Origin of the sequence: Rhodococcus sp. T2V (assembly GCF_029269925.1) — a bacterium.
Classification (GTDB): domain Bacteria; phylum Actinomycetota; class Actinomycetes; order Mycobacteriales; family Mycobacteriaceae; genus Rhodococcus_F; species Rhodococcus_F koreensis.
Genome location: NZ_JARJBD010000001.1, coordinates 325143 through 347038 on the forward strand (window position 1 = coordinate 325143; position 21896 = coordinate 347038).

The window sequence follows — 21896 nt, forward strand, 5'->3', positions numbered from 1 at the left end:
CCCGCTTTCCCGCGGGAGGATTCGAGGGTTGACACGCTGTGACCCGTGCCACAGACTATTGATAACTGGCCCGCCAATCAGAAATGGGGATCGCGTGGACGACGCATTCGAACAGGAACTCGAGAGGCGATTGCTCCTACTGGAATCCCCCGACGGAGGCGGGATGATCCTGCCCGACCTTCCGTGGCGGGACGTCGTGGCGGCGATCGTCGGGATCGCCGCCACGATCACCGTCATGCTGTGGTGGGGGTACTGATGCTGGACGGGCAGCGGGAGGACCGCACCACGACAGTGGGCAGTGCAGGCGCCAGCGGCACGGACGCGACGTTGAACGAACTGCCGTTGGTGCCGTCGGAGCGGATCTGGGGCTTCTGGGACTACTCTGCGGTCAACATCGGCTTGGCCGTGGCCACCTGGGCGTTTCTGCAGGGCGCGGCCGTCGCGTACTACGTCGGCGCAGTACAGGCGATCGCGAGCATCGTCATCGGCTACGCGATCAGCGTCTTCCTCGTCTCACTCGCGCCGTGCCTGCCGTCGGCGAAATACGGCATCGAGCAGTTCGTCGGGCTGAGAAGCGTGTTCGGCAGCAACGGCGCCCGAATCGTGATGGTCGTGATGTCCACGCTCTTCGCGGCGGCGTGGTCTGCAGTTCTGGCCATCATGTTCGGGCACGGCCTGGTGAACGTCATCGACAACGTCTTCGGGGTCGAGATCTCCCAGACGGGTGCGGCCGTGAGCCTGCTGGGACTGGTCGCGGTGGCCCTGTCCTGGCTCGTCCTTGCCCGGGGACCGGTCTCGGTGGAGTCCGTGTGCCGGGTGATCGCACCCGTGCTGGTCCTCATCATCGTCGGGATCCTTGTCATGGTGTTCACCAAGCGATCTTGGTCCGAACTGGCCAGTCTGCCCCCGCTCGATCCGGAGAGCGATCCGCACACCAGTTTCATGGTCGCGATCGAGCTGAACATCGCCGGCGGGTTCGCGTGGTGGCCGAACGTCGGGAACCTCGCGCGGCTCACCCGTGGTCCGCGTGCGGCGTTCTGGCCGAACTGGCTCGGACTCTTCGCCGCGTCGGTGGCCGCGGCCGTCGTCGGTGTCTTCGCCGCGCTGGCCCTGAACATCGAGGATCCGACGGAGTGGATGATTCCCCTCGCGGGAGTCGTGCTCGGTGTCCTGGCCCTGATCGTCATCGGCTTCGCCAACGTCACGGCCATCCTCTCCCAGGGATACGCGTCCATGGTCGCCCTCAAGGGCGGTGGCGGGAAGCTTCTCCGTGGCACACCGTGGCCCGTGCTCGTGGCGTTCATCCTGGGACCCGCGGCGATCCTCGTCTTCTTCCCCTCGGCCGTCTATGACAACTACGGTCGATTCCTGTCCTGGGGAGCGATCCTCGTCGCGCCACTGTGCGCCGTCCAGATCGTGGACTTCTTCCTGCTGCGCAGAGGTGTCCTGCGGATCCGTGACCTGTACCTGCCCAGTGCGCGCTCCTGCTACGGGTACTGGGGCGGTGTCAACGCCTTCGCGTTCGCGTCCGTGGCTGCCGGTGCGGCGACGTACGCTCTGCTGCTCAATCCGGTCACCTACATCCCGTCCCCGATCTTCCCATACACCACCGCCTCGATTCCGGCGTTCCTCGTCGCCGGCACGCTCCATGCCGTGTTGACCAAGACGTTCGTGCAGCCGCTCGGACTCGGCGGCTACGACCGCCTACCGCGAGTCACCGCCGGCGTCGAGAGGTGAAAGATATGTCGTCACAGCCTTTCCCACTTGTTCTCCCCGGCCGGGAGATTCTGGAGTCGCAGGACGGGTCCACCCCGGGCGCGCTGGCGCCGTCTGCCGTGCCGAGCGAACGCTTCCACGTGATGCCGAGAGCGATGACGGCGGGAGTTCGTCGAGTCTGTCGGGTGCGGTACACATCGCCGCCCCGATGACCGAATCCGTCGCCTACACCGCACCGATGGCCGCGGCCGTCAAATCCGTGGTCCGAGTTCCGGTGCGAGGATCCGCGGGCGCACACTCCCCGCCGGCAGGGTCCTCGTCGCCGATCGGCGCGGCGACCGGATCGGGCTGGGTGTCGCGAACCACCTCGCCCGGCTCGGCCACCGCGTCACGCTCGCGGTCACCGGATTCGCTGCGGGCGAACATCTCCAGCAGTACGTGCGGAACGCGATGGTGGCCGCGGCGGTGGAAGCGAAGGCGGAGATCCTGCCCAATGGCCGGTTGCGCGGCGCGGACGACGACACGGCCTATCTGCAGCACACGCTCACCGAGCGGCCGGTGCTTGTCGAGGGAGTCGGCGCAGTCGTTCTCGCGCAGGGACATGCGTCGGTCGCCGACCTGCTGGAGGTCGACGGGTTCCCGCGGGAGCGGATCCATGCCGTCGGCGACTGCCTGTCGCCGCGCACCGTGGAAGAGGCTGTGCTGGAGGGGCTCACCGTCACATCGGCGATCTGACGATCACTTCGCGGTGCGTTTGCCGGCGGTCGACGCGACCCGGTGCTTGTCGACGGTGATGGCGTCGATGAAGTCGTCGCACACGGCCCGCATCCGCGTCGGGGTCATCAGGGTGGAACCGGTGAGCACCTGGATCGCGAGGCCGTCGAGGAGACCGAGGAGCATGTCGGTGGCGGCCCCGGGATCCTTCACCCGCAGGGCGCCCTGTTCGACGCCGGCCTCGACGGTCTCCCGAACCACTCCGCGCCACTCCCCGTACACGGTGTCGTTGAGTTCCTGGAGTTCGACGTTGCCGAGTGCGGACGCCCACAGTTCCACCCACACCCGCCAGGCCGTGATCGTCTCCGGCCCGGCGGGAAGGTACGACTCCACGAGCCGGTGGAGCCGCACGAGCGGAACGTCGCTCTTCTCCATGATCCATCGCCGACGTTCCAGCGAGTGCTCGAAGTTGAACTGGAACGCCGCATGCAGCAGCGCATCCTTGGAATCGAAGTAGTAGTGGATGGTCCCGTTGCTCACCCCGGCCCGTGACGCGACGTCGGCGATCCGGACGGCGCGGAAGCCGAGTTCGGCGATGGCTTCACACGTCGCTTGAAGGATCTGTTCTCGACGTTCCGCTTCAACGCTCGGGCGTGGCATCGCGCTCTCAACTCCTAGGATGTGACGTCTCGTCTACAGAGACCGTAGTCGAGAGTTCGGCCGAACCAGCGTAGCCGTCACACCTGCTGCGTTGCCCTGCTGTTCTCGCGGATGTGCAGGAGAGTCGGGCGATCCGCGTCGAACGCCGCCGTGATCGCGTCCGTCAGCGCCGCTGGAGACTCGACGGCTCGTCCGTGACATCCCATCGCCCGCGCCACGGCGGGGAAATCGATGCCGCCGAGCGCGACCGAGTGGACGGTGTCGCCGCGGTCGGCCATCTCGTTGCGGATCTCCCCGTAGCCGCCGTTGTCGACGACCACGATGGGCAGCGGCAATCGGAGCTGCGCCGCCGTCGCAAGTTCGGGAAGCGTGAACATCACCCCGCCGTCACCGAGGATCGCCAGGACCCGTGCGTCCGGGGCGGCGACGGACGCGCCGATCGCTGCGGGCAGACCGTATCCCAGCGTTCCCTGTCCCGTCGGGTACAGGAATCCGCCGGGACGGTGCACTGGGAGGTTCGAGAGCGCACCGTAGTAGCAGGCCATCGTGCTGTCCCCGGCGATCACCGTGGAGTCGTCGACGACCGGTGCGATGGCGGCCATCATGTCCAGCCACGGAGCGCCTTCGACGGCGGCATCGGCACGCAATCCGCGTCGGAGCGACGCGGCCCGCTCGTGGGCGCCGGAATCCTCGCGCATCTTCGTGACGTCGAGCAGTTGCGACACCGTCGTCCCGGCATCGCCCAGCAGGCGGACGGCGGGATCGGCGTTCGTGGTCATCGACGTCGGATCGACGTCGATGCGAATCAGCTTGTGGTCCAGCTCGACCGGGCCGTACCAGAAGTCGGAGGGAGCGAATTCCGTGCCGATCGCGAGAACGCAGTCGGCGGCCTCGAGCACGGCGCGGACCGACGGATGGTGAACGCCGGCTCCCACCGACAGCGGGTGGTCCTCGTCGAGGACTCCCTTCCCGTTGGTCGTCGTGAGCACGGGGGCGGACAGACGTTCGGCGAGGGCGCGGACCTGCGTGGCCGCCGACCGGGCCCCGCCGCCCACGACCAGCACGGGAGACTGCGCGACGGCGAGGCGCTGCGCCGCGTCGGTCACCGCGTGCACGGGAGCGGCGAGTGGAGCCGACGCGATCGGGGCCACGATCCGGGCGTCTGCTTCCGCGTCGAGGATGTCGACGGGGATCTCGATGTGCACCGGTCGCGGTCTACCGGAGCTCATGGCGGCGAACGCGTAGGCGATCGCCCGGGGGATCTCGTCGACGCTGGTGACCCGGTGGCTGTAGGACACGATCGCCTCGAGCGCCGCGTGCTGATTCTTCACCTCGTGGAGGTAGCCGTTTCCCCTCCCCGGGTGGGTCAGCGGCAGGGCCGGTGAGATGAAGAGAACCGGGACCGAATCCGACCACGCCTGCGCCGCTGCGGCAGCGGCATTGAGGATGGCGGGACCGGTGGTGGTCAGGCACACGCCGGGTTTGCGCGTGACGCGCGCATATCCGTCGGCGGCGTAACCGGCTCCCTGCTCGTGCCGCGTCAGAACGGAGCGGATCGGCGAGTCGGCCAAGGCGGCGTAGACGGCGAGGTTGTGGGTGCCCGGAATGCCGAAGACCGTGTCGACTCCGTGTGCGGCGAGGGCCGCGACGAGTGCCTGGCCGCCGTTCTGGCTTGTCATCGATGCCCTCCCATGGGCTGTGCAGTGTTCGTGTGCGGATGGTGCGCGGGTGCCCGGACGGGCGCGCGGCGTCGGTGTGTCCGCCGCCGCGCACCCACGTCGTTCAGTCCAGGTTCCGGGAAATGACGAGCTTCATGATGTCGGACGTGCCTTCCTCGATCTCCTCCAGTTTGACGTCGCGCATCCACTGCTCGACGGGGTACTCGCGGGAGTACCCCCAGCCGCCGAGCGTCTGCACCGCGGCATGCGTGACGAACATCGCGGTCTCGGACGCCGTCAGCTTCGCCATGGCGGCGATGCCCCGGGCGTTGCCGCCGCTGTCGATGATGCGGGCGGCGTGATGGACCAGCAGCCGGGCGGATTCGATCCGCGTCGCCATGTCTGCAAGCCGGAAGGCGACCGCCTGATGCTCGATGATCGGCACCCCGAACTGCTTCCGTGTCTTGGCGTAGTCGAGGGCGTATTCGTAGGCGGCGCGGGCGGCGCCGACGGCGGCCGCCCCGAGCACGACCCGGGAGATGTCGAATGTGCCCATGAGCCCGTAGAAGCCCTGTCCTTCCGCGCCGAGGCGATTCTCCTCGGGTACGAACACGTTGTCGAAGAAGATCTCCCGGCACACGATGGCGCGCTGCCCCATCTTCTTCATCGGCTCACCGAACGTCATTCCCTCGACGCCCTTCTCGACGAGGAACGCGGAGACGCCACCGGACCGCTGGGTGCGGTCGGTCTTCGCGAACACGACGTAGAACTGGGCGGCGCCCGCATTCGAGATCCACGCCTTCTGCCCGTTGAGCTGGTAGCCACCGTCGACTCGCTCCGCGGTGGTGGCGATCGACGCCGCATCCGAACCGGATCCCGGTTCGGTGGTGGCCAGCGAGGTCATCGGGGCGTTCGGTCCGGTGAGGGGGCCGAGCCACTGCTTCTTCTGCTCCTCGGTGCCGAGGACCATGATCGGGTCGGAGAAGAATCCGTTGGAGCACACGAGGTTCCCGATGCCGGGGTCACCCCAGCACAGTTCCTCCTGCACGAGGCACTGGGTGAAGACGTCGCCCATGCCGCCTCCGCCGAACTCCTCGGGGATCATGAAGTCGGTGATGCCCACCGCGGCGGCCTTGGCGAAGATGTCGACGGGTGTCACGACATCCGCCTCGTCGACCTCCCGGCCGCGGGGCCGGATCTCCTTCTGCGCGAAGTCGCGGCACAGTTCGATGATCTGCTTCTGCTCGTCGGTCAGGGGCCAGGCCGGGATGTTCGTGGTGGTCATATCGTGGTTCCTTCGCTTCGAATGCGGTTGTGTGGGTGCGGGACTGTGGGATTGTGGCGATGCAGGTGCGACGGTCAGCGCTGCACCGCCGTCAGTTCGGTGAACTCCTCGACGCCGAACCGGCCGAGTTCGCGGCCCAGGCCGGAGGACTTCCAGCCCCCGAACGGGGCCTCGGGGTTGAACGGGGCGCCGTTGATGTCGACCTGACCGGTGTCCATCCGGGCCGCGACGCCCAGCGCCCGTTCCGGGTCGGCGGACCACACGGCGCCGCCGAGCCCGTAGTCGCTGTCGTTGGCGAGCCGGATCGCGTCGTCGTCGCCGTCGTGAGGCAGGACGACCAGCACCGGTCCGAAGATTTCGTCGCGCATGATCGGGTCGTGCGGCCCGACGTCGGCGAGCACCGTCGGTCGCAGGTAGTGGCCCGTCTCGTGGCCGGCGGGCATGCCGGAACCTCCCGCTGCCAGGCGGGCCCCGCCGGCCATGGCCGCGTCGACCGCCTCCGCGATCGATCGTCGCTGCGCAGCCGAGATCACCGGGCCGAGTTGCGTTGCGCGGTCCCTCGGGTCACCCACCCGCAACGTGCCTGCGTGGCCGGCGGCGAGTGCGACCGCTTCCTCGTACCGTGTGCGCGGCACGAGCAGGCGAGTCCACGCGCTGCACGTCTGACCCGAGTTGAGCATGGCCGCGTCGACGGTCGCGGTGACCGCTTCCGGGAGCGGGGCATCGCCCAGCACCACGGACGCCGACTTGCCGCCGAGTTCGAGGCACGCCCGTGTCAGGGATTCCGCGGCGGCGTGGGCGACGCCCCTGCCGACTGCGGTGGAGCCGGTGAAGGACACCACGTCGACCCCGGGATGCGCGGCCAGCGCGGCCCCCACCATGCGGCCGCTGCCCGGCACCAGGTTCACGACCCCCGGTGGAAGCCCGGCGTCGAGTGCGGCGTCGGCGAACAGGTAGGTGGACAGTGGGGTGAGTTCGGCCGGTTTCACGACGGTGGTGCATCCCGCCGCGAGAGCCGCTCCCACCTTGGCAGTGAGCTGGTAGAACGGGTAATTCCACGGCGTGATGCAGGCGACGACACCCGCGGGGCGGCGCAGCAGCAGCGTCCGGCCCAGCCGTTCCCGGAAGGGAAGGTCCCTGGCGAGACGCGCATACGACGCGAGGATCTCGATACCGAGGTCGATGTGCGCTTCCTCGGCCACGGTGACGGGGGCACCCACTTCCGCGACGGTGGTGTCGACGAGGAGCTGCCTCCGCGCGCGCAGCTGGGTGCACAACGCGTCGAGGATCTCGGCGCGATCTTCGGGAGCACGTGCACCCCAGGCTGTTCCGGCGGAGCGTGCCGCCGCGACGGCCGCGTCGACGTGGACGGTGCCCGCCGACGCGGACCGGCCGATCACCGATTCGGTGGCCGGGTCGTGCACCTCCGTGCAGTCGGTGACGGGAATCCAGTTCCCGCCGACGAGGATCGAGTCGCGGTCCCAGGTGGTGTGAATCGTGGTGGTCATCGGGCCGCCGCTCGCGAATCCGTGTACACGGACTTGCCGAGCCACTGGCCGCCGTCGGTGACGAGGACCTCTCCGGTGACGTAGCCGGAGCGGTCGCTGAGCAGAAAGGCCGCGGACTCGGCGACCTCTTGCGGCGTGGTGAAGCGGGCAGCGGGGACGCTCGACAGCACTCGGGCGCGGTCCTGCTCGGTGGGCCACAGGGCCGCCCCGGCTCCCTCGGTTTCGGTCGGACCCGGTGCGATGCAGTTGATCCGGACGCCGCGGCCACCCCATTCGACGGCCAGGGTGCGCGTCATGGCGACGACACCCGCCTTGGCCGCCGCACTGTGAACGGTGCCGGGGTGACCGTGCCAGGCGTAGCTGGCGATGGTGTTGAGGATGGTGCCGCGGCCGGTCGCCAGCATGTGGCGGCCTGCCGCGCGGGTGCAGTAGAACGTGCCGTTCAGGACGATGTCCACCACGGCCTTCCACCCGCCCGGCGTGAGGTCCTCGCTGGGTGCCACGAAATTGCCTGCGGCGTTGTTGACGAGGGCGTCGAGCCGGCCGTAGCGGTCGACCACCCCGTCGATTGCCGCGTCCACGGCGTCGGAATCCCGCACGTCGCACACCACGGCCTCGGCTTTCGCGCCGACCCGCTCGGCCGCCCGGACGGTGTCCTCGAGCGCGTTCTGCCTGCGGCCGAAGACGACGACGGTGCCGCCCGCGGCTGCCCACCGCATCGCGACAGCGCGTCCGATACCGGAGCCGCCACCCGTGACGACGGCGACACGGCCGCGGAATTCGTCGGTGGTGTTCGGGACGAGGCTGGGGGAGTGGGTCTCGGTCATCGCATGGTTCTCCTGTGCTGTCTCGGGATATGGACTCACGGGGCGGGGGTCGGTTCGGCGGCCACGACGAGCGCGTCGACGGTGAGTGCTCCGTCCGGGGCGACGCGGACCGGATTCAACTCGATCTCGGCGATGTCGGGCCGTTCCGCGATCAACCGGGAGACGCGCGTGATCACGTCGACCAGACCGTCGACGCACACCGCGGGGCGTCCCCGCCACCCGCGCAGAAGCGGCATGCAGCGGAGGCGTTCGAGCATCGCGAGAGCGTCGTCGGGTTCGACGGGGGCCGATTCGAGTCCGATGTCCTGGAGTACTTCGGTTTCGGTGCCGCCGGCGCCCACCACGATCACCGGACCGAGGTCGGGATCGCGGCGTGCGCCGACCAGGATTTCCACGGTGCCCGCCCGGGTGTCCTGCTCCTCGAGCACGTAGTCGCCGTCACCGAGCCGGGAGTGCATGTCATGGAAGGTGCGCGCCAGTTGTTCGGGGCCGTCGATGCCGACCGCGACGCCGCCCGCCTCGCTCTTGTGCTCGAGCCAGCTCGCCTTGAGGACGAACGGGGCACTCAGCCGGCCGGCCACGTCGGCCGCCTCCTCGTGGGTTCGGACGACTCCGCCGTCGGGGAAGGCGACGCCGAGGTCGGTGAGAAGTTCCCGCGCGGCCCAGTATCCCGGCCGGAGTCCGTCCTGCGGAACGGGCTCGGAGAGAGGGCTATTCGACGGCTTCGGCGGTCGCAGGCCGGACAGCCCGGACAGGGCGCGGATCGCGGAATCGATCGTGTCGAACACGGGGACGCCGTGCCGCCACAACGCCTGTGCGGTGCTCGATTCCGGTGCCATGGTGTGGACGACGACGGGTTTGCCCGTCTGTGCGGACGCCCGGCCGATCCGTTCGGCCACGGCCGCTTCGCGTTCGGCGAGAGTGGGCGCGTCCCGCGCGTAGCAGCCGAAATACCCGGTGAGCACCACGGCGTCCGACTCGTCGGCACGCAGAAGGTGCTCGACGACGCTCGCGTAACTTCCCAGATCCTGCTCACCCGCCCCGGCGAGGTCGACCGGATTGCTGCTGGCCGCACCGGGCGGCAGTTGCAGCGCAATGGATTCGGCGAGCGCCGGCGAGAGGTCGGGGACCGTCAGCGCGCTCGCGCTCGTCACGTCCGCGGCGATCGCGCACTGCCCGCCGCTGTCTCCGACGATGGCGACGCGGTTGCCGGCGGGAACGGTGGTGGACAGGAATGCGCGGGCCACGGTGATCAACTCGTCGGGGGTGCTCACGCGGAGCACTCCTGCCGCGCGGCAGGCCGCGTCGACGACATCCATGGCCGAGGTGAGTGAGCCTGTGTGGGAGCGTGCCAGGCGCGTGCTCGCGGCACTGGCGCCAACCGTCAGCAGCAGGGTCGGTCGTCCGGTGTCCCGCAGGGCACGCAACGTCCGGAACAGGGATTCACCGTCGCTGAAACTTTCGAGGTACAGAGCGATCACGCGCGTCGGGTCGTGGTTGCCGAGATCGGCGAGCAGTTCCGCTGCGGTGACGTCGGACTGGTTGCCGATGGACACGAACCGGGAGACGCCCACGCCGTGCCGGGCGCCGAGCGTCGCGAGTTCGGAGCCGAGTTGCCCGCTCTGCGAGATGACGGCGAGCGGCCCGGGTGTGAACCGCCCCCACGCCAGCGAGAGGTCGGTGGCGCTGTCGTAGATGCCGAGACTGTTGGTGCCGACGAGTCGCGCTCCGGCACTGCGGATCCGGGCCGCGAGTTCGGCTTCGCCGGGCACGCCCGCGGTGACGCCGAGGAATCCGCGGACGCCGAGTGCGAGGGCCTCGTCCACCACGTCCGAGACGAACGGCGCCGGCACGCAGAGAGCGACGAGGTCGGGGACCTCGGGGAGCGCCGACAGGTTCGGGTGGCACGGGTGTTCGAGGAGGGTGTCGGTTCTCCTGTTGACCAGATGGACTCGGCGGCGGTGCTCGCCGATCAGGGCGCCGCTCGCCAGCCAGTAGCCCCACTTCGCGGGGTCGGCGGAGGCGCCGACGACGGCTACCGAGGCAGGGTCGGAGAAGGCACTCAGTTGTGTGACGGACTCGGCCACCACAGTGGTCATAGGGGATTCTCCTCGATCTCATGTTGCTGTCGATCGGAAAATAGATAACTGGCGCATCAGTCAATTTAGATTGTGGCGGCACTCACAGGGGCTGTCAACCCGCCTCCCGCACGTCGCTCGGGGCGCGATGCGCTCTTGACATCGGGTGTGATCGCCCTCACGATGATTCATAACTGGCCCACCAGCCAACTATTCGACACCCTCTGTCCTGTCATCCGCGAGGAGCGTTCATGAAGACTGTGCACGATGGATCGACCACGGAGGACACGATGACGTCCCCGGCGGAAAGCACCGACGCCGAGGCTGGTCAGCTCCCGCGCGGCATCCTCCCGACGTGGGCGGTGTTCGGCGTGTCGCTCGGCATTCTCGCGCCCGCATCCACGCTGGCCCTCGCGATCGGTGTCGTCGTCACCATCGCCGGCAACCTCAGCTGGATCACGTGGGCCGTGACCTCCGTGTTGGTCCTCGGATTCGCCGGAGGCATCGGCTGGCTGGCCAAACGCTTCACCACCACCGGAGGCACGTACGGACTCGCGGCCCGCGCGGCAGGCAAGCCCGCCGGATTCTTCGTCATGGTCACCCACCTCGCGTCGTCACTCGTCGCGGGACCCGCGTGCGTGATCGGCTCGGCGATCTACCTCGACGCGTTCCTCCAGAAGGTGGGTCTGCCCGCGAGCACGTGGACGCTCGGCATCTGCGCCGGGCTCGTCGCGGTCGCGGTGACGGCCCTGAACCTTCGTGAGGTGAAACTGTCCGCGAAGCTGCTGCTGGTGATCGAATTCTTCACCGTGGCAGTGATCGTCGTGCTCCTGATCGTGGTCCTCGCGAACTCCGACACCGGACCGATCGACAGCAGGCAGTTCGACTTCCACGGCTTCAGCGCCACCGCGATCCTCGCGACCGCCGGCTTCTCCGTGTTCTCCCTCGCCGGATTCGACCACGCCGCCACGCTCGGCAGGGAGGCTCGTCATCCCAAGCGGGCCATCAGCTTCGCTGTCGTCGGCTCCGTTCTGGCCTGCGGGGTGCTCTACATCGTCGCCACCTACATCATCGTGCTCGGCTTCCGCGGGTTGCCGATCGACAACATGAACGCGCCCCTCGACACCCTGGCCGAGCACAACGGCGTCGGGTGGCTCGGCTACCTCATCGACATCGGTGTCGCCGTCAGCTTCTTCGGGTCCACCCTCGGGGTCATGGCAGGCACCAGCCGGACCGTGTACACGCTGGCCCGCGACGGCCTGCTGCCCGCCCGCCTCGGCAAGGTCGGTGCCGGCCACGGGACTCCCGTCGGTGCGGTGACGACCCTCGGTGTCATCTATCTGGTGGCCGGGCTCCTCGGCGTGCTGGTGACGACAGCGGAGACGTCGTACGGTCTGCTCGGGACGTACGCCGGTTACATGCTGATCGCGGCCTACGGACTCACTGCACTGGCGGCCGGCTACTGCGCGGTCCGGTCGCGGTCGCTGCGCCTGGGCATCGGGCTCGCGACCGTGCTCGCCGGGATCGGATCCGTGCTCGTGTACTGGTACAGCTTCAACCCGTTCCCGTCCGGAGCGCGAGGCGTCGTCGCGTGGATCTTCTTCGCGACCGTACTCGGGTACATCACGCTGTACTGCTACCTGCGGCTCCGCAAGCCGCTGGTCCTCGCCCGGATCGGTGAATCCGACCGGAAGACGACCCTCGAGGTCGATGCGGACGAGCAGGCGGGCGCGACGCGCTGACCCCCACGTGAGTGGCGTGGTGTGCTCCCGTACGCTTTGCCGCTCACCTGCCCCGACGAACGGGACGCTCGTTGCGTCAGATCGAACGAGCGTCCCGTTCGTCGGCATCGTGCGCGGCCAGTGCCGGTGCGACGAACTGTTCGAGCAGGGTGCGTTCGTCGGCGTCGTCGATGCCCGGGACGGTGAGCAGCGAGACGATGACGCGGACGAGCCACCGAGCCTTCCTGGACGTCTCCGCTCCGAAGAACCCCGCCTTCCCCAGGAAGGCGGCGCCCAGCGACTCGATGACATCCGACGAGTGCGCGATCTGCGCGGCCAGGCCCGAGTCGCCGAGCTGAAACCACGCGGCCAGGGCCGGGTCGGCGCGCACCAGCCGGATCGCGGCCAGCGTCGCCTCCACGATCGCGTCCTTCGGGTCGCCGACCCCCGATACCTCCTCCGCGACCAGTGCGCCGATGCGCCGGGCCTCGCGGTGGACGAACGCGAGCTGCAACGCCTGCCTGCTGTCGAAATAGCGGTACAGCGTGGCGCGGGAGCATCCGGCCGCCCGGGCCACGTCGGCCATCCCGACCGCGGCGATGCCCTTCTCGACGTACAACTGGGCGGCGACGTCGAGGATTCGCTCGGCGGCGAGGCGGGGTCGTTCGTCGCGCATCCAGTCGGCGTTCATTCGTGCACCCGGAACGGGACACTCGTCGGGCGGCGCACGTAGTTGCCCTCGGCGTAGACGACGGCGTCGACGTCGACGGTGAAGTCGGGGCAGCGGGCCAGCAGTTCTTCCAGCGCGACCCGGGCCTGCATCCGGGCCGCGGCCGCACCCAGGCAGTGATGGGCGCCGTGACTGAACGTGAGGATCTGCGTCGGTCTGCGGCGCACGTCCAGCTCCTCCGAATCCGGTCCGAACCGGCGCGGATCGCGGTTCGCGGAGCCGTACAGCAGGAACACCTTCCGGCCCTCGGGGATGGTGGTGCCCTCGATCTCGACGTCGCGGGTCACCGTGCGGGCGAGGCCCTGGACGGGGGCGGTGAGCCGCAGCAATTCCTCGACGGCGTCGCCGAGTAGCTCCGGGTGGTCGAGCAGATCGCGCCGCTGATCGCGATGTTCGGTGAGCAACTGGACCGCGCCGCCGAGCATTCCGGTGGTCGTGTCGTTGCCGCCGGTGACCATCGTGAACGCGAAACCGAGGATGGAGAGCAGTCCGGTGAGATCGCCGTCGGCTCCCATCCCGCCCGCGACGAGGTGCGAGACGGTGTCGTCTCCGGGGTCGGTGCGCCGCCGCTCGATCAGTCCGCCGAAGTAGCCCATCAGATCGGTGACCGCACCCGTCGCCTGCAGCGTGTCGCCCTGCGCGTTGGCCGCGACGATGGCGTCGGTCCAGCCGTCGAATTGCGCTCGGTCCTCCTCGGGGACGCCGAGGTAGTGGGCGACGACCATGCTCGGCAGCGGCTTGAACAGCTCCTTCACGACGTCGCCCTCGCCGGCCTCCCGCAGTCGTTCGAGGCGCTCCACCACGAACGCCCGGACCGCCGGTTCGACGGCGGTGACCTGGCGCGGGGTGAATCCCTTGGACACGAGGCGGCGGAACGCGGTGTGGTCGGGTGGGTCGAGCATCACCAGCGGCGGATTGTCCTGCAGGCCGATCTTCTCCAGCTCGCCGTACGTCGTGGTGAGGCCGGCGGCGGACGAGAACGTCTCGGCGTCCCGGGCCGCCGCGTAGACGTCGGCGTGCCGGGACAACACCCAGTAGTCGTTCCCGGGTGCGTCCTCGGGGACGACGTGATGGACGGGGTCGTGGTCGCGCAGGGCGGCGTACATATGCCACGGGGCGCGCCACGTGGGTCCGGACCTCGGCACGAACGAGACGCTCGACACATGTGCGGTCATGTATCGATGGTGAGACACATCGCCGGAGGTGTCAATGGCGCTGGGGGTCGGGCGCCTAGCCGAACAGGGCGAACGCCACCACGGCGAGGATCATCACGAGTACCGGGGTGAGAATGAGCAGCAGCCCGAGCAGACCGGGATTCTTCACCGGCCGGTGGTCGATGGCGCCCTTGCTGAAACTGCTGAACGGCGACGCGTAATACACCGGGGGAGCCGGGTGGTACCGGTTGTCGACGGTGATCTGCGCCTTGCCCTGCTCCCAGATCCACGGGACCGCGATCTCGATGTGGTGCACACCGGGAGGCGCCGGGATGACATTGTGACCCCACCGAAGCGGCACGGGAAAGCCGTTGATCCGAGCGTTGGGCGTCACCAGCATCGGGCCCATCGGCGGTTTCTTCGCGTCGATGACCAGCGCGGTGGGAGAGGAGACGGGCTGCACGAAGGGCGACGGTATCACCCTGCGGCAGCCCGGAGGCCGTGGCCTACTGGCCGGCCGCGATCCGGGCCTTCTCCAGTGCCGCGAGGGTGCGGAGCACGGTGGCGCGCTGCTTCTCGAGGTCGCTGATCCGGGCGCGTGCGGCGAGGCCGGCGGGCTCACCGATCAGGTTCATCTGAGCATCGATGGCCGAGAGCTGATCGAGCAGGCCGGTAACGCGCGATTCGAGCGCGGCGACGTCGACGGCGTCGGTGCGCACCGGTGCCACCGGCGGCGTGGCCGACGTGCGGGACGCGCTCGGGCGGGACGATGCAGTGGTCGACGACGTTCCGGAATGGGCGGTGCTGCGCGGCTCCGACACCACGCTGGCAGCCCGGGGACGGAGCGCCTTGCGCACTGCGGCCGGGTCCGGGAGTTCCGCGAGCTTCGTCTCGTTGAGGTCGCGGCGCGCGTCGCGGGCGTTGACCCGGTGCTCGCGCTCCTCGTCGTCGTCGGACTGCAACGTGCCGCCGAGCGGACGCAGTCCGTACATGCCCAGGAATCGGCGGGCCTCGTCGATGACCGTTTCCTTCTCGCGGCAAGTGCCACACCGAGGTTCGTTACGGAACATCTCGACTGCGTTGTCGTCTCCGCACCATACGCACGCCCCCGGCGACCAGCGCCGGACGTTTCGAATTGCCGCGATATCGATAGGGCCGGAGAGAGTCTGCGCGTCGATCACGACGAGCCACAGTAGGGGAATTCGCGCGTGCGAGTCACATCGCCGTAAGTACGACCTGCGGTTCTGTGGCCAAGCGTGACGAAGATCATGCCGACGCCCCGGAAAGTGCCGAGGAAACGCTGTGTGCCACACATGTTTTCCCGACCGGTCAGTTTCATTCTCCGGCGCCGATCACGGTGGTCAGCCAGTCGACGAGCGGGCGCATCGAACGCCACGCAATGCGGACTTCGTCAGCGGCGCGGGGAGTTTCGATCCAGTCGGGGGAGAGGTAGCTCCGGCTGGCGGTGAGCGATTTGTGCCGCATCAGGTCGAGGCGCGGGTGGTCCTCGGCGACACCGCGTGGGCGCGTCTTCAGCGTGTCGCCGCCGATCTCGAAACCGGACGACCGGACCTTCTTCACGAGCCGGACGAGTTCGCGGCCCTTGCGGTCGTCGTCGACGGCGTCACGGAAGCGGCCGACCTGCAGTGGGGTATGCGAGTAGAAGCCGCCCGCGACGAACAGCCCGGCCGCATCGATCTGCACGTAGTAGCCCACGCCGGGGCGGGTCTCGACGAATCCGCCCTGATGGGTCTTGTAGGGCGTCTTGTCTTTCGAGAACCGGACGTCGCGGTAGGGGCGAAACACCTTGCCCGCGCCGAACTCCGATTCGAGTTCCGCGAGCAGGGCGGTCATGGGTGCGCGCACCGAGTCGTCGTAGACGGATTTGTGCGCGGTCCAGAAACTCTTGCTGTTGTCTGCCTCGAGGTCCTCGTAGAAGTCGAGAGCAGCGGTGGGGATCCCGGTGAACACACGGGCAAGGCTACGCCTGTGAGTGGTTGACGAGTCCCTGGACTCGTCAACCACTCACAGGCGCGAAGGGCCTAGGCGTTGCCGTTGAACAGCGACGTGACCGAGCCGTTCTCGAAAACTTCCTTGATGGTGCGAGCCAGCAGCGGCGCGATGGACAGCACCGTGAGGGTCGGGAACTTCTTCGACTCGTCGATCGGGAGCGTGTTGGTGACGATGACCTCCCGCGCACCACACGCGGCGAGGCGCTCGGCCGCCGGGTCGGACAGGACGCCGTGGGTGGCGGCGATGATCACGTCGCCCGCGCCGGCCTCCTTGAGGATCTTCACGGCGCCGGCGATGGTTCCACCGGTGTCGATCATGTCGTCGATCAGGATGCAGGTGCGGCCTTCGACGTCACCGACGACGCGGTTGGACTTCACCTGGTTCGGCACCAGCGGGTCGCGCGTCTTGTGGATGAACGCCAGCGGCGCGCCGCCGAGGGTGTCGGCCCACTTCTCGGCGACCCGGACGCGACCGGAGTCGGGGGAGACGACGGCGATGTTCTCGGTGCCGTAGTTGCCGCGGATGTACTCGGCGAGCTGACCCTGCGCGTGCATGTGGTCGACGGGGCCGTCGAAGAAGCCCTGGATCTGGTCGGTGTGGAGGTCGACCGTGATGATGCGGTCGGCGCCGGCCGTCTTGAGGAGGTCGGCGATCAGGCGAGCCGAGATGGGCTCACGGCCGCGGTGCTTCTTGTCCTGGCGGGCGTAGGGGTAGAACGGCAGGATCGCGGTGATGCGCTTGGCCGATCCGCGCTTGAGCGCGTCGATCATGATCAGCTGTTCCATCACCCAGGTGTTCAGCGGCGCCGGGTGGCTCTGCAGCACGAAGGCGTCGGAGCCGCGGACCGACTCCTCGAAACGGACGAAGATCTCGCCGTTCGCGAAGTCACGGGCAGTCTGCGGGGTGACCCGCACGTCGAGTTCCTTCGCGACCTGTTCGGCCAGCTCCGGATGCGCGCGACCAGAAAAAAGCATGAGGTTCTTCTGGTTGTCGATCCAATTCGCGGTCACTGCTCTATGCCATCCTTTAAATCTTGCTTCTCGGTTTCGTGCAGATCTGAACTGTGGTGCGGTCCCGCGGCGGACGCCGCGTCGGCGGCGGCGGTACCGGGCCGATTTCGTTGCACCCAGCCCTCAATATTGCGCTGCTTCCCTCCGGAGACTGCGAGTGCCCCCGGCGGTACGTCGAAACGCAGCACCGTGCCGGCGCCGGTGTAAGCACCGTCACCGACCTGTACCGGAGCGACGAACATGGTGTCCGATCCGGTCCGGACGTGTGACCCCACCACCGTACGGCTCTTGGCGACGCCGTCGTAGTTGACGAACACGCTCGACGCACCGATGTTGCTGTACTCGCCGATCGTGGCGTCGCCCACGTAGGTCAGGTGAGGAACTTTGGTGTGCGCCCCGATGTCGGCGTTCTTCGTCTCGACGAAGGCGCCGAGTTTGCCGGACGCACCGAGGACGGTGCCGGGACGCAGGTAGGAGAACGGACCGACGGTGGCGCCCGCGCCGATCGTCGATTCCGAGCCGTGGGTACGCACCACGCTGGCGCCTTCGCCCACCGACACGTCGGTGAGGGTGGTGTCGGGACCGATGACGGCGTCCTCGCCCACTGCGGTGGTGCCGAGCAGTTGCACGCCCGGGTGGATGGTGACGTCGCGGGCGAGCGTGACGCCGACGTCGATCCAGGTGGTCGACGGATCGACGACGGTGACCCCGGCCCGCATCCAGTTCTCGACGGTCCGGCGGTTGAGTTCGGCGGCCAGCCTCGACAGCTGGACGCGGTCGTTGGCGCCTGCGACCTTCGCGGAGTCGGCCAGGTGGGCGGCGAAGACGGGGGCGCCGGCCTTGCGGGCGATCTTGACGACGTCGGTCAGGTACAGCTCGCCCTGCGCGTTGTTCGCGTTGAGCTGCCCGAGCGCGGAGCGCAGGAACTCGGCGTCGAACGCGTACACGCCGGCGTTGACCTCGGTGATGGCCGCCTGCTCCTCGGTGGCGTCGGCCTCCTCCACGATCTCGGCGATGCCACCGTCGTGAGGCAGACGGACGATCCGACCGTAGCCTCGGGGTTCGGGAGCGGTGAACGTCAGCACCGTGACCGCAGCGGGGGTGGGTTCGCTGCGGTGCTCGTCGACGAGAGCGTGCAGGGTGCGGCCGTCGAGCAGGGGGACGTCCGCGGCGGTGACCAGCACGGTCCCGCGGAAGTCGGCGGGCAGGGCGGACAGGCCGCATTCGACCGCGTGCCCGGTGCCGTTCTGCTCCTCCTGGACGGCGATCGCGATCGGGCGGCCCAGTTCCGCCTCGAGGGCGCCGACGGCCAGTCCGACGCGTTCCTTGTCATGACCGACGACGGTGACGAGGTGCGTCGGATCGACCTCCGCGGCGGCGTGCAGGGAATGCGCCAGCATGGTGCGTCCGCCCAGGGCGTGCAACACCTTGGGGGTCTTCGACCGCATCCGAGTTCCCGCGCCGGCGGCGAGGACGACCACGGCGGTCTGCACTGGCATGAAGCTCCCTCTGGGTCGTTCCACTCTTGCTGTTCTCGACAGCTCCACCTGCAGGAAATAGCTCCGCAGGCTTCTGCTCCGCCGCCAGGACTCGAACCTGAACTATCTGAACCAAAATCAGAGGTGCTGCCATTACACTACGGCGGATTGCCACACACACGGGGTGTCACGCCCGTTTGCGCGAGAGAATCCTCGCATGCCGACCCGCCGCCCGTCGAACCGCTGCCGAAATTTGTCTCGGTCGTCCCGATAGAGTGGGTGCTACCTGCAGTGTTTCCGCGCTGCCCGCGGCACTTCGTCGTCGCGAGTGTCAGGAAAGGATGGTGCCTCGGTGCCCCGACCCACGGACGTGGACGCGACCCCCGAGCGAGCGGTCCGCACCCGGATGACCGGCACGCAACGCCGGGAGCAGTTGATCGAGATCGGTCGAGCCCTGTTCGCGGAGCGCGGCTACGAGGCGACGTCGATCGAGGAGATCGCGCAGCGGGCCCACGTCTCCAAGCCGGTCGTCTACGAACACTTCGGTGGCAAGGAGGGCCTCTACGCCGTGGTCGTGGATCGGGAGATGTCGCGGCTGCTGGAGATGGTGACGTCGTCGCTGAAGCAGAACCGCTCCCGGATCCGGGTCGAGCGGGTGGCGCTGGCGCTGCTCACCTACGTGGAGGAGCACACCGACGGATTCCGCATCCTCGTCCGCGACTCGCCGGTGGCGGCGCCGGACGGAACGTACTCGAGCCTGCTCAACGAGGCCATCGGCCAGGTCGGGCACATCCTTGCAGGCGACTTCGCGCGGCGTGGGTTCAATCCGGAACTCGCCCTGCTGTACGCGCAGGCGCTGGTCGGAATGGTGTCCACCACCGCGACGTGGTGGCTGGACGAGCGGACGCCGCCGAAGGAGGTCGTCGCCGCGCATCTCGTCAACCTGTGCTGGAACGGGCTGACCAATCTCGAGGCGGATCCACAGTTGGGCACCGATCGGCCCCGCGCGACGCCGTAGTGAACGTGTTCTCGTTTTCCGACTCGCGGTTCAACTTCCGGAGGGCTGAGCCTGTCAAGTGCTAGGGTTCGCTGGAGTTTGCGCGCCCCGTCGGGGGGGTTGTTCGGGAGGCAGTCGATGGCGAGACAGGTTCGAGCAGAGGTAACTCGGGCTTCGGTCCTCATGGCGGCGGCCGACGTGTTCTTACGGCTCGGCTACGCGAATGCGGGTCTCAACGAGATCATCGAGCAGTCGGGTGTGACCAAAGGCGCGTTGTACTTCCATTTCAGTTCGAAGGAAGACCTCGCCCGCGGTGTCATCGACGAGGGACAGATCCGTCTCACAGCAGGTATGACGTCCGTGAGCGACGGGCCGACGCCGGCGCTGGAGGCGCTCGTCGCCCTGTCCTACGTGGCGATCGAGGCCGCGAGTGCCGATCCGATCGTCGCGGCGATGTTGCGGCTGCAGCACGAGATCGGTGACTACCAGGGCACGCACGGCAACGTCGTGACGTCGTGGCAGCAGGGTTTCGAACGTCTGGTCACCCGCGCACTCGAGGAGGGCGACATTCTCGCGGAGGACGACGTCTCGGCCGCGACACTGTCCACATTCCTGCTCGGGTCGCTGCTCGGGGCTCACGTCGTTGCGAGCGCGACCGGCGCCTTCGAGGATCTCCCACGTCGCATGGAACGGGTCTGGTACTTCATCCTTCCCGGTCTGGTCGAGCCGTCGAAGCTCGTGTACTTCCGGCAGTTCGCCTCGCGCCGCCTGCTGCGCTGAGTGCCTTCTCGAACAGCTGACTCACCGAGCGCTGCGGCGCAGGGCGCGCGTGATCGCCTGTCCGATCTCCGCGGTCGTCGTGGGTGCCACCACGCGGAGCGCACCAAGGTAGACGACGAGGAATCCCAGCCCCTCGAGGGCGATCACGCCGAGTCCCACTGCCGTGGGGAGCTGATCGGAATGCATCACGAAGTGTTCCAGAGGCGCGATCAGGGCGTACGCGAGCAGGGACGCGATCGTGGGCGGCAGCATGCGCCTCGTGATGTCCGCAAACGACACGCCGACTATGGGGCGTGCGAGCACGAGGCCGGTGACTCCGACGACGACAGCCGACACCGAGATCGCTAGTCCCACGCCCGCGAGTCCGAACGGGAGCAGGAGCACGAGTAGGGGGATGCCGGACAGCAGGCCCGCCACAATCATCCAGTTGATGCGATCTGCGCGACCCGCCCCTTTCATCGACTCAGCGCTCACCGAGTTCATTGCCTCGCCGAGCCCGAAGCCCGACATGGCAACCAGCGCGACGCCGGCGGTACGCCATGGCTCACCGAGTAAAACTACTGTGAGTGGTTCGCCCACAGCGGCCAGAACCGCGGCCATCGGCATCGCCGCTACCCAAACCCAGCCAAGCGCACGCAGAAAGGCCTGCCTGAATCGAAGTGGGTCTTCGGCGATCCGCGAGAAGGCGGGGAATAGGACACAGGAACAGATCTGCACGATCGCGAGACCTGGGAACATCGCGATCCGTCGACCGTACCGGTAGTTGCCGATCGCTGAATCGGTGAGACGATGGCCGATCAGCATGAGTTCGACCGCGTCCCGAACGCGCGTCACCACACCGTCCAGTAGTAGGGGGAAGGCGAATACTGCCATTTCTCGCCAGATGCGGATCGAGAAGCGACCACGACCCGGGCGCCATCCGCAGAGCCACCAGCTGGCAAGTATCCAGGTTCCCATCGATGCGTAGTAGCCGATGACGAGTGACCACACGCCGTAGCCCAATGCAGCGAGGGTGATCGCGACGATCGCGAACGTGACCGCCACGGCGGGATCGACTATGACGCGGCGTGAGAACTGGAATCGTCGGTGCATGAGCGCATCCGGCACGGTGGTGACGGCGTGCAGCAGCATGATGCCTGACGTCGTTGCGGCGACGACCCCGACAACAGGATTGTCGAACACTCGACCCACGACGGGAGCCAAAGCTAATGCCGCGAGACTTGCGATCACACCGTTGGCGAGCGTTACCCAGAACACGGTGTCAGCTGCGTCGTCCACATTCTGGCGGCGTTGGATGAGGGCCTGGTTGAGTGAGCCCTGCGCAAACTCTGTCAGCAGAACTGTCAGCACTGTCCCCGCGGCAAATACGCCGACTTCGGCGGGACTGAGGAGGCGCGCGAGGACCAGTGTCTGAACCAAGGCCACGGTCTGGACGATGATCAAGCCCGCCCCCGACACCGTCGCACCCCATCGCAATGTCCGGCTCAGGCTGCCGACCGCGTCCGCTGAGCTCCCCTCAGCCGCGGTTCCGGGGGTCCCTTCGCTTGGGGCGACCATGTGCGGCTTG

General features: G+C 68.1%; 21 protein-coding genes and 1 tRNA gene. 6 read left to right on the forward strand and 16 right to left on the reverse strand.

Annotation, left to right across the window (positions count from 1 at the left end):
• The first annotated feature begins 94 nt into the window (after positions 1-94).
• Positions 95-256, forward strand: a complete 162-nt coding sequence (locus P3H15_RS01435; protein WP_276135612.1) for a hypothetical protein — start codon at positions 95-97, stop codon at positions 254-256.
• Positions 256-1737 carry a cytosine permease gene (locus P3H15_RS01440; RefSeq protein WP_276135762.1) on the forward strand — a complete coding sequence of 494 codons (1482 nt, stop codon included), beginning with the start codon at positions 256-258 and terminating at the stop codon, positions 1735-1737. The genes P3H15_RS01435 and P3H15_RS01440 overlap by 1 nt, the downstream gene beginning before the upstream one ends.
• 204 nt (positions 1738-1941) lie before the next feature.
• Here P3H15_RS01440 and P3H15_RS01445 read toward each other — a convergent pair whose 3' ends face one another.
• Complete coding sequence (locus P3H15_RS01445) at positions 1942-2142, reverse strand: hypothetical protein (RefSeq protein ID WP_276135613.1); 201 nt, start codon at positions 2140-2142, stop codon at positions 1942-1944.
• A 24-nt stretch (positions 2143-2166) separates the two neighbouring features.
• Between P3H15_RS01445 and P3H15_RS01450 the strand changes: the two genes are divergently transcribed.
• A complete protein-coding gene (locus P3H15_RS01450) occupies positions 2167-2451 on the forward strand; it encodes a hypothetical protein (RefSeq protein WP_276135614.1) in 285 nt (94 codons plus the stop codon).
• Positions 2452-2454: 3 nt separating this feature from the next.
• Here the strand turns inward: P3H15_RS01450 and P3H15_RS01455 are convergent, their stop codons facing one another.
• From P3H15_RS01455 to P3H15_RS01480, 6 genes are all read right to left on the reverse strand, one after another.
• A complete protein-coding gene (locus tag P3H15_RS01455) occupies positions 2455-3090 on the reverse strand; it encodes a TetR/AcrR family transcriptional regulator (RefSeq protein ID WP_072941028.1) in 636 nt (211 codons plus the stop codon).
• Positions 3091-3167: 77 nt separating this feature from the next.
• Positions 3168-4769: a thiamine pyrophosphate-binding protein gene (locus P3H15_RS01460; protein WP_276135615.1), complete on the reverse strand. Its 1602-nt coding sequence runs from the start codon at positions 4767-4769 to the stop codon at positions 3168-3170.
• A gap of 103 nt (positions 4770-4872) precedes the next feature.
• Positions 4873-6033 (reverse strand): acyl-CoA dehydrogenase family protein, encoded by a 1161-nt coding sequence (locus P3H15_RS01465; RefSeq protein WP_276135616.1) that lies wholly within the window; start codon positions 6031-6033, stop codon positions 4873-4875.
• 74 nt (positions 6034-6107) lie between these two features.
• A complete protein-coding gene (locus P3H15_RS01470; RefSeq protein WP_276135617.1) occupies positions 6108-7541 on the reverse strand; it encodes an aldehyde dehydrogenase family protein in 1434 nt (477 codons plus the stop codon).
• Positions 7538-8368 (reverse strand): SDR family oxidoreductase, encoded by an 831-nt coding sequence (locus P3H15_RS01475; RefSeq protein ID WP_276135618.1) that lies wholly within the window; start codon positions 8366-8368, stop codon positions 7538-7540. The genes P3H15_RS01470 and P3H15_RS01475 overlap by 4 nt, the downstream gene beginning before the upstream one ends.
• 35 nt (positions 8369-8403) lie before the next feature.
• The gene (locus P3H15_RS01480; protein WP_276135619.1) at positions 8404-10467 is read right to left on the reverse strand and encodes an acetate--CoA ligase family protein; all 2064 of its coding nucleotides are present in this window, start codon (positions 10465-10467) and stop codon (positions 8404-8406) included.
• Between the two features lie 230 nt (positions 10468-10697).
• On the opposite strand from P3H15_RS01480, the gene P3H15_RS01485 reads away from it, so the two are divergent.
• A complete protein-coding gene (locus P3H15_RS01485; protein ID WP_276135620.1) occupies positions 10698-12188 on the forward strand; it encodes an APC family permease in 1491 nt (496 codons plus the stop codon).
• 76 nt (positions 12189-12264) lie between these two features.
• Here the strand turns inward: P3H15_RS01485 and P3H15_RS01490 are convergent, their stop codons facing one another.
• The 8 genes from P3H15_RS01490 to P3H15_RS01525 form a co-directional block, all read right to left on the reverse strand.
• A complete protein-coding gene (locus P3H15_RS01490; protein WP_276135621.1) occupies positions 12265-12858 on the reverse strand; it encodes a TetR/AcrR family transcriptional regulator in 594 nt (197 codons plus the stop codon).
• Complete coding sequence (locus tag P3H15_RS01495) at positions 12855-14072, reverse strand: cytochrome P450 (protein WP_276135622.1); 1218 nt, start codon at positions 14070-14072, stop codon at positions 12855-12857. The genes P3H15_RS01490 and P3H15_RS01495 overlap by 4 nt, the downstream gene beginning before the upstream one ends.
• 55 nt (positions 14073-14127) lie before the next feature.
• Positions 14128-14514 carry a hypothetical protein gene (locus P3H15_RS01500; RefSeq protein WP_095861186.1) on the reverse strand — a complete coding sequence of 129 codons (387 nt, stop codon included), beginning with the start codon at positions 14512-14514 and terminating at the stop codon, positions 14128-14130.
• Positions 14515-14557: 43 nt separating this feature from the next.
• The gene (locus tag P3H15_RS01505; RefSeq protein WP_276135623.1) at positions 14558-15121 is read right to left on the reverse strand and encodes a hypothetical protein; all 564 of its coding nucleotides are present in this window, start codon (positions 15119-15121) and stop codon (positions 14558-14560) included.
• Positions 15122-15386: 265 nt separating this feature from the next.
• A complete protein-coding gene (locus P3H15_RS01510; RefSeq protein ID WP_276135624.1) occupies positions 15387-16022 on the reverse strand; it encodes a DUF2461 domain-containing protein in 636 nt (211 codons plus the stop codon).
• A 71-nt stretch (positions 16023-16093) separates the two neighbouring features.
• A complete protein-coding gene (locus P3H15_RS01515) occupies positions 16094-17074 on the reverse strand; it encodes a ribose-phosphate diphosphokinase (RefSeq protein ID WP_276135625.1) in 981 nt (326 codons plus the stop codon).
• Positions 17071-18573, reverse strand: a complete 1503-nt coding sequence (gene glmU / locus P3H15_RS01520; protein ID WP_276135626.1) for a bifunctional UDP-N-acetylglucosamine diphosphorylase/glucosamine-1-phosphate N-acetyltransferase GlmU — start codon at positions 18571-18573, stop codon at positions 17071-17073. Before glmU ends, P3H15_RS01515 begins: the two co-directional genes overlap by 4 nt.
• 76 nt (positions 18574-18649) lie before the next feature.
• Positions 18650-18720, reverse strand: a tRNA-Gln gene (locus tag P3H15_RS01525).
• A gap of 238 nt (positions 18721-18958) precedes the next feature.
• On the opposite strand from P3H15_RS01525, the gene P3H15_RS01530 reads away from it, so the two are divergent.
• Both P3H15_RS01530 and P3H15_RS01535 read left to right on the forward strand, forming a co-directional pair.
• Positions 18959-19570 carry a TetR/AcrR family transcriptional regulator gene (locus tag P3H15_RS01530; RefSeq protein WP_276135764.1) on the forward strand — a complete coding sequence of 204 codons (612 nt, stop codon included), beginning with the start codon at positions 18959-18961 and terminating at the stop codon, positions 19568-19570.
• A 117-nt stretch (positions 19571-19687) separates the two neighbouring features.
• Positions 19688-20329, forward strand: coding sequence for a ScbR family autoregulator-binding transcription factor (locus tag P3H15_RS01535; protein ID WP_276135627.1), 642 nt, complete (start codon positions 19688-19690; stop codon positions 20327-20329).
• A 21-nt stretch (positions 20330-20350) separates the two neighbouring features.
• Here P3H15_RS01535 and P3H15_RS01540 read toward each other — a convergent pair whose 3' ends face one another.
• Positions 20351-21886 carry an oligosaccharide flippase family protein gene (locus P3H15_RS01540; protein ID WP_276135628.1) on the reverse strand — a complete coding sequence of 512 codons (1536 nt, stop codon included), beginning with the start codon at positions 21884-21886 and terminating at the stop codon, positions 20351-20353.
• Positions 21887-21896 lie beyond the last annotated feature (10 nt).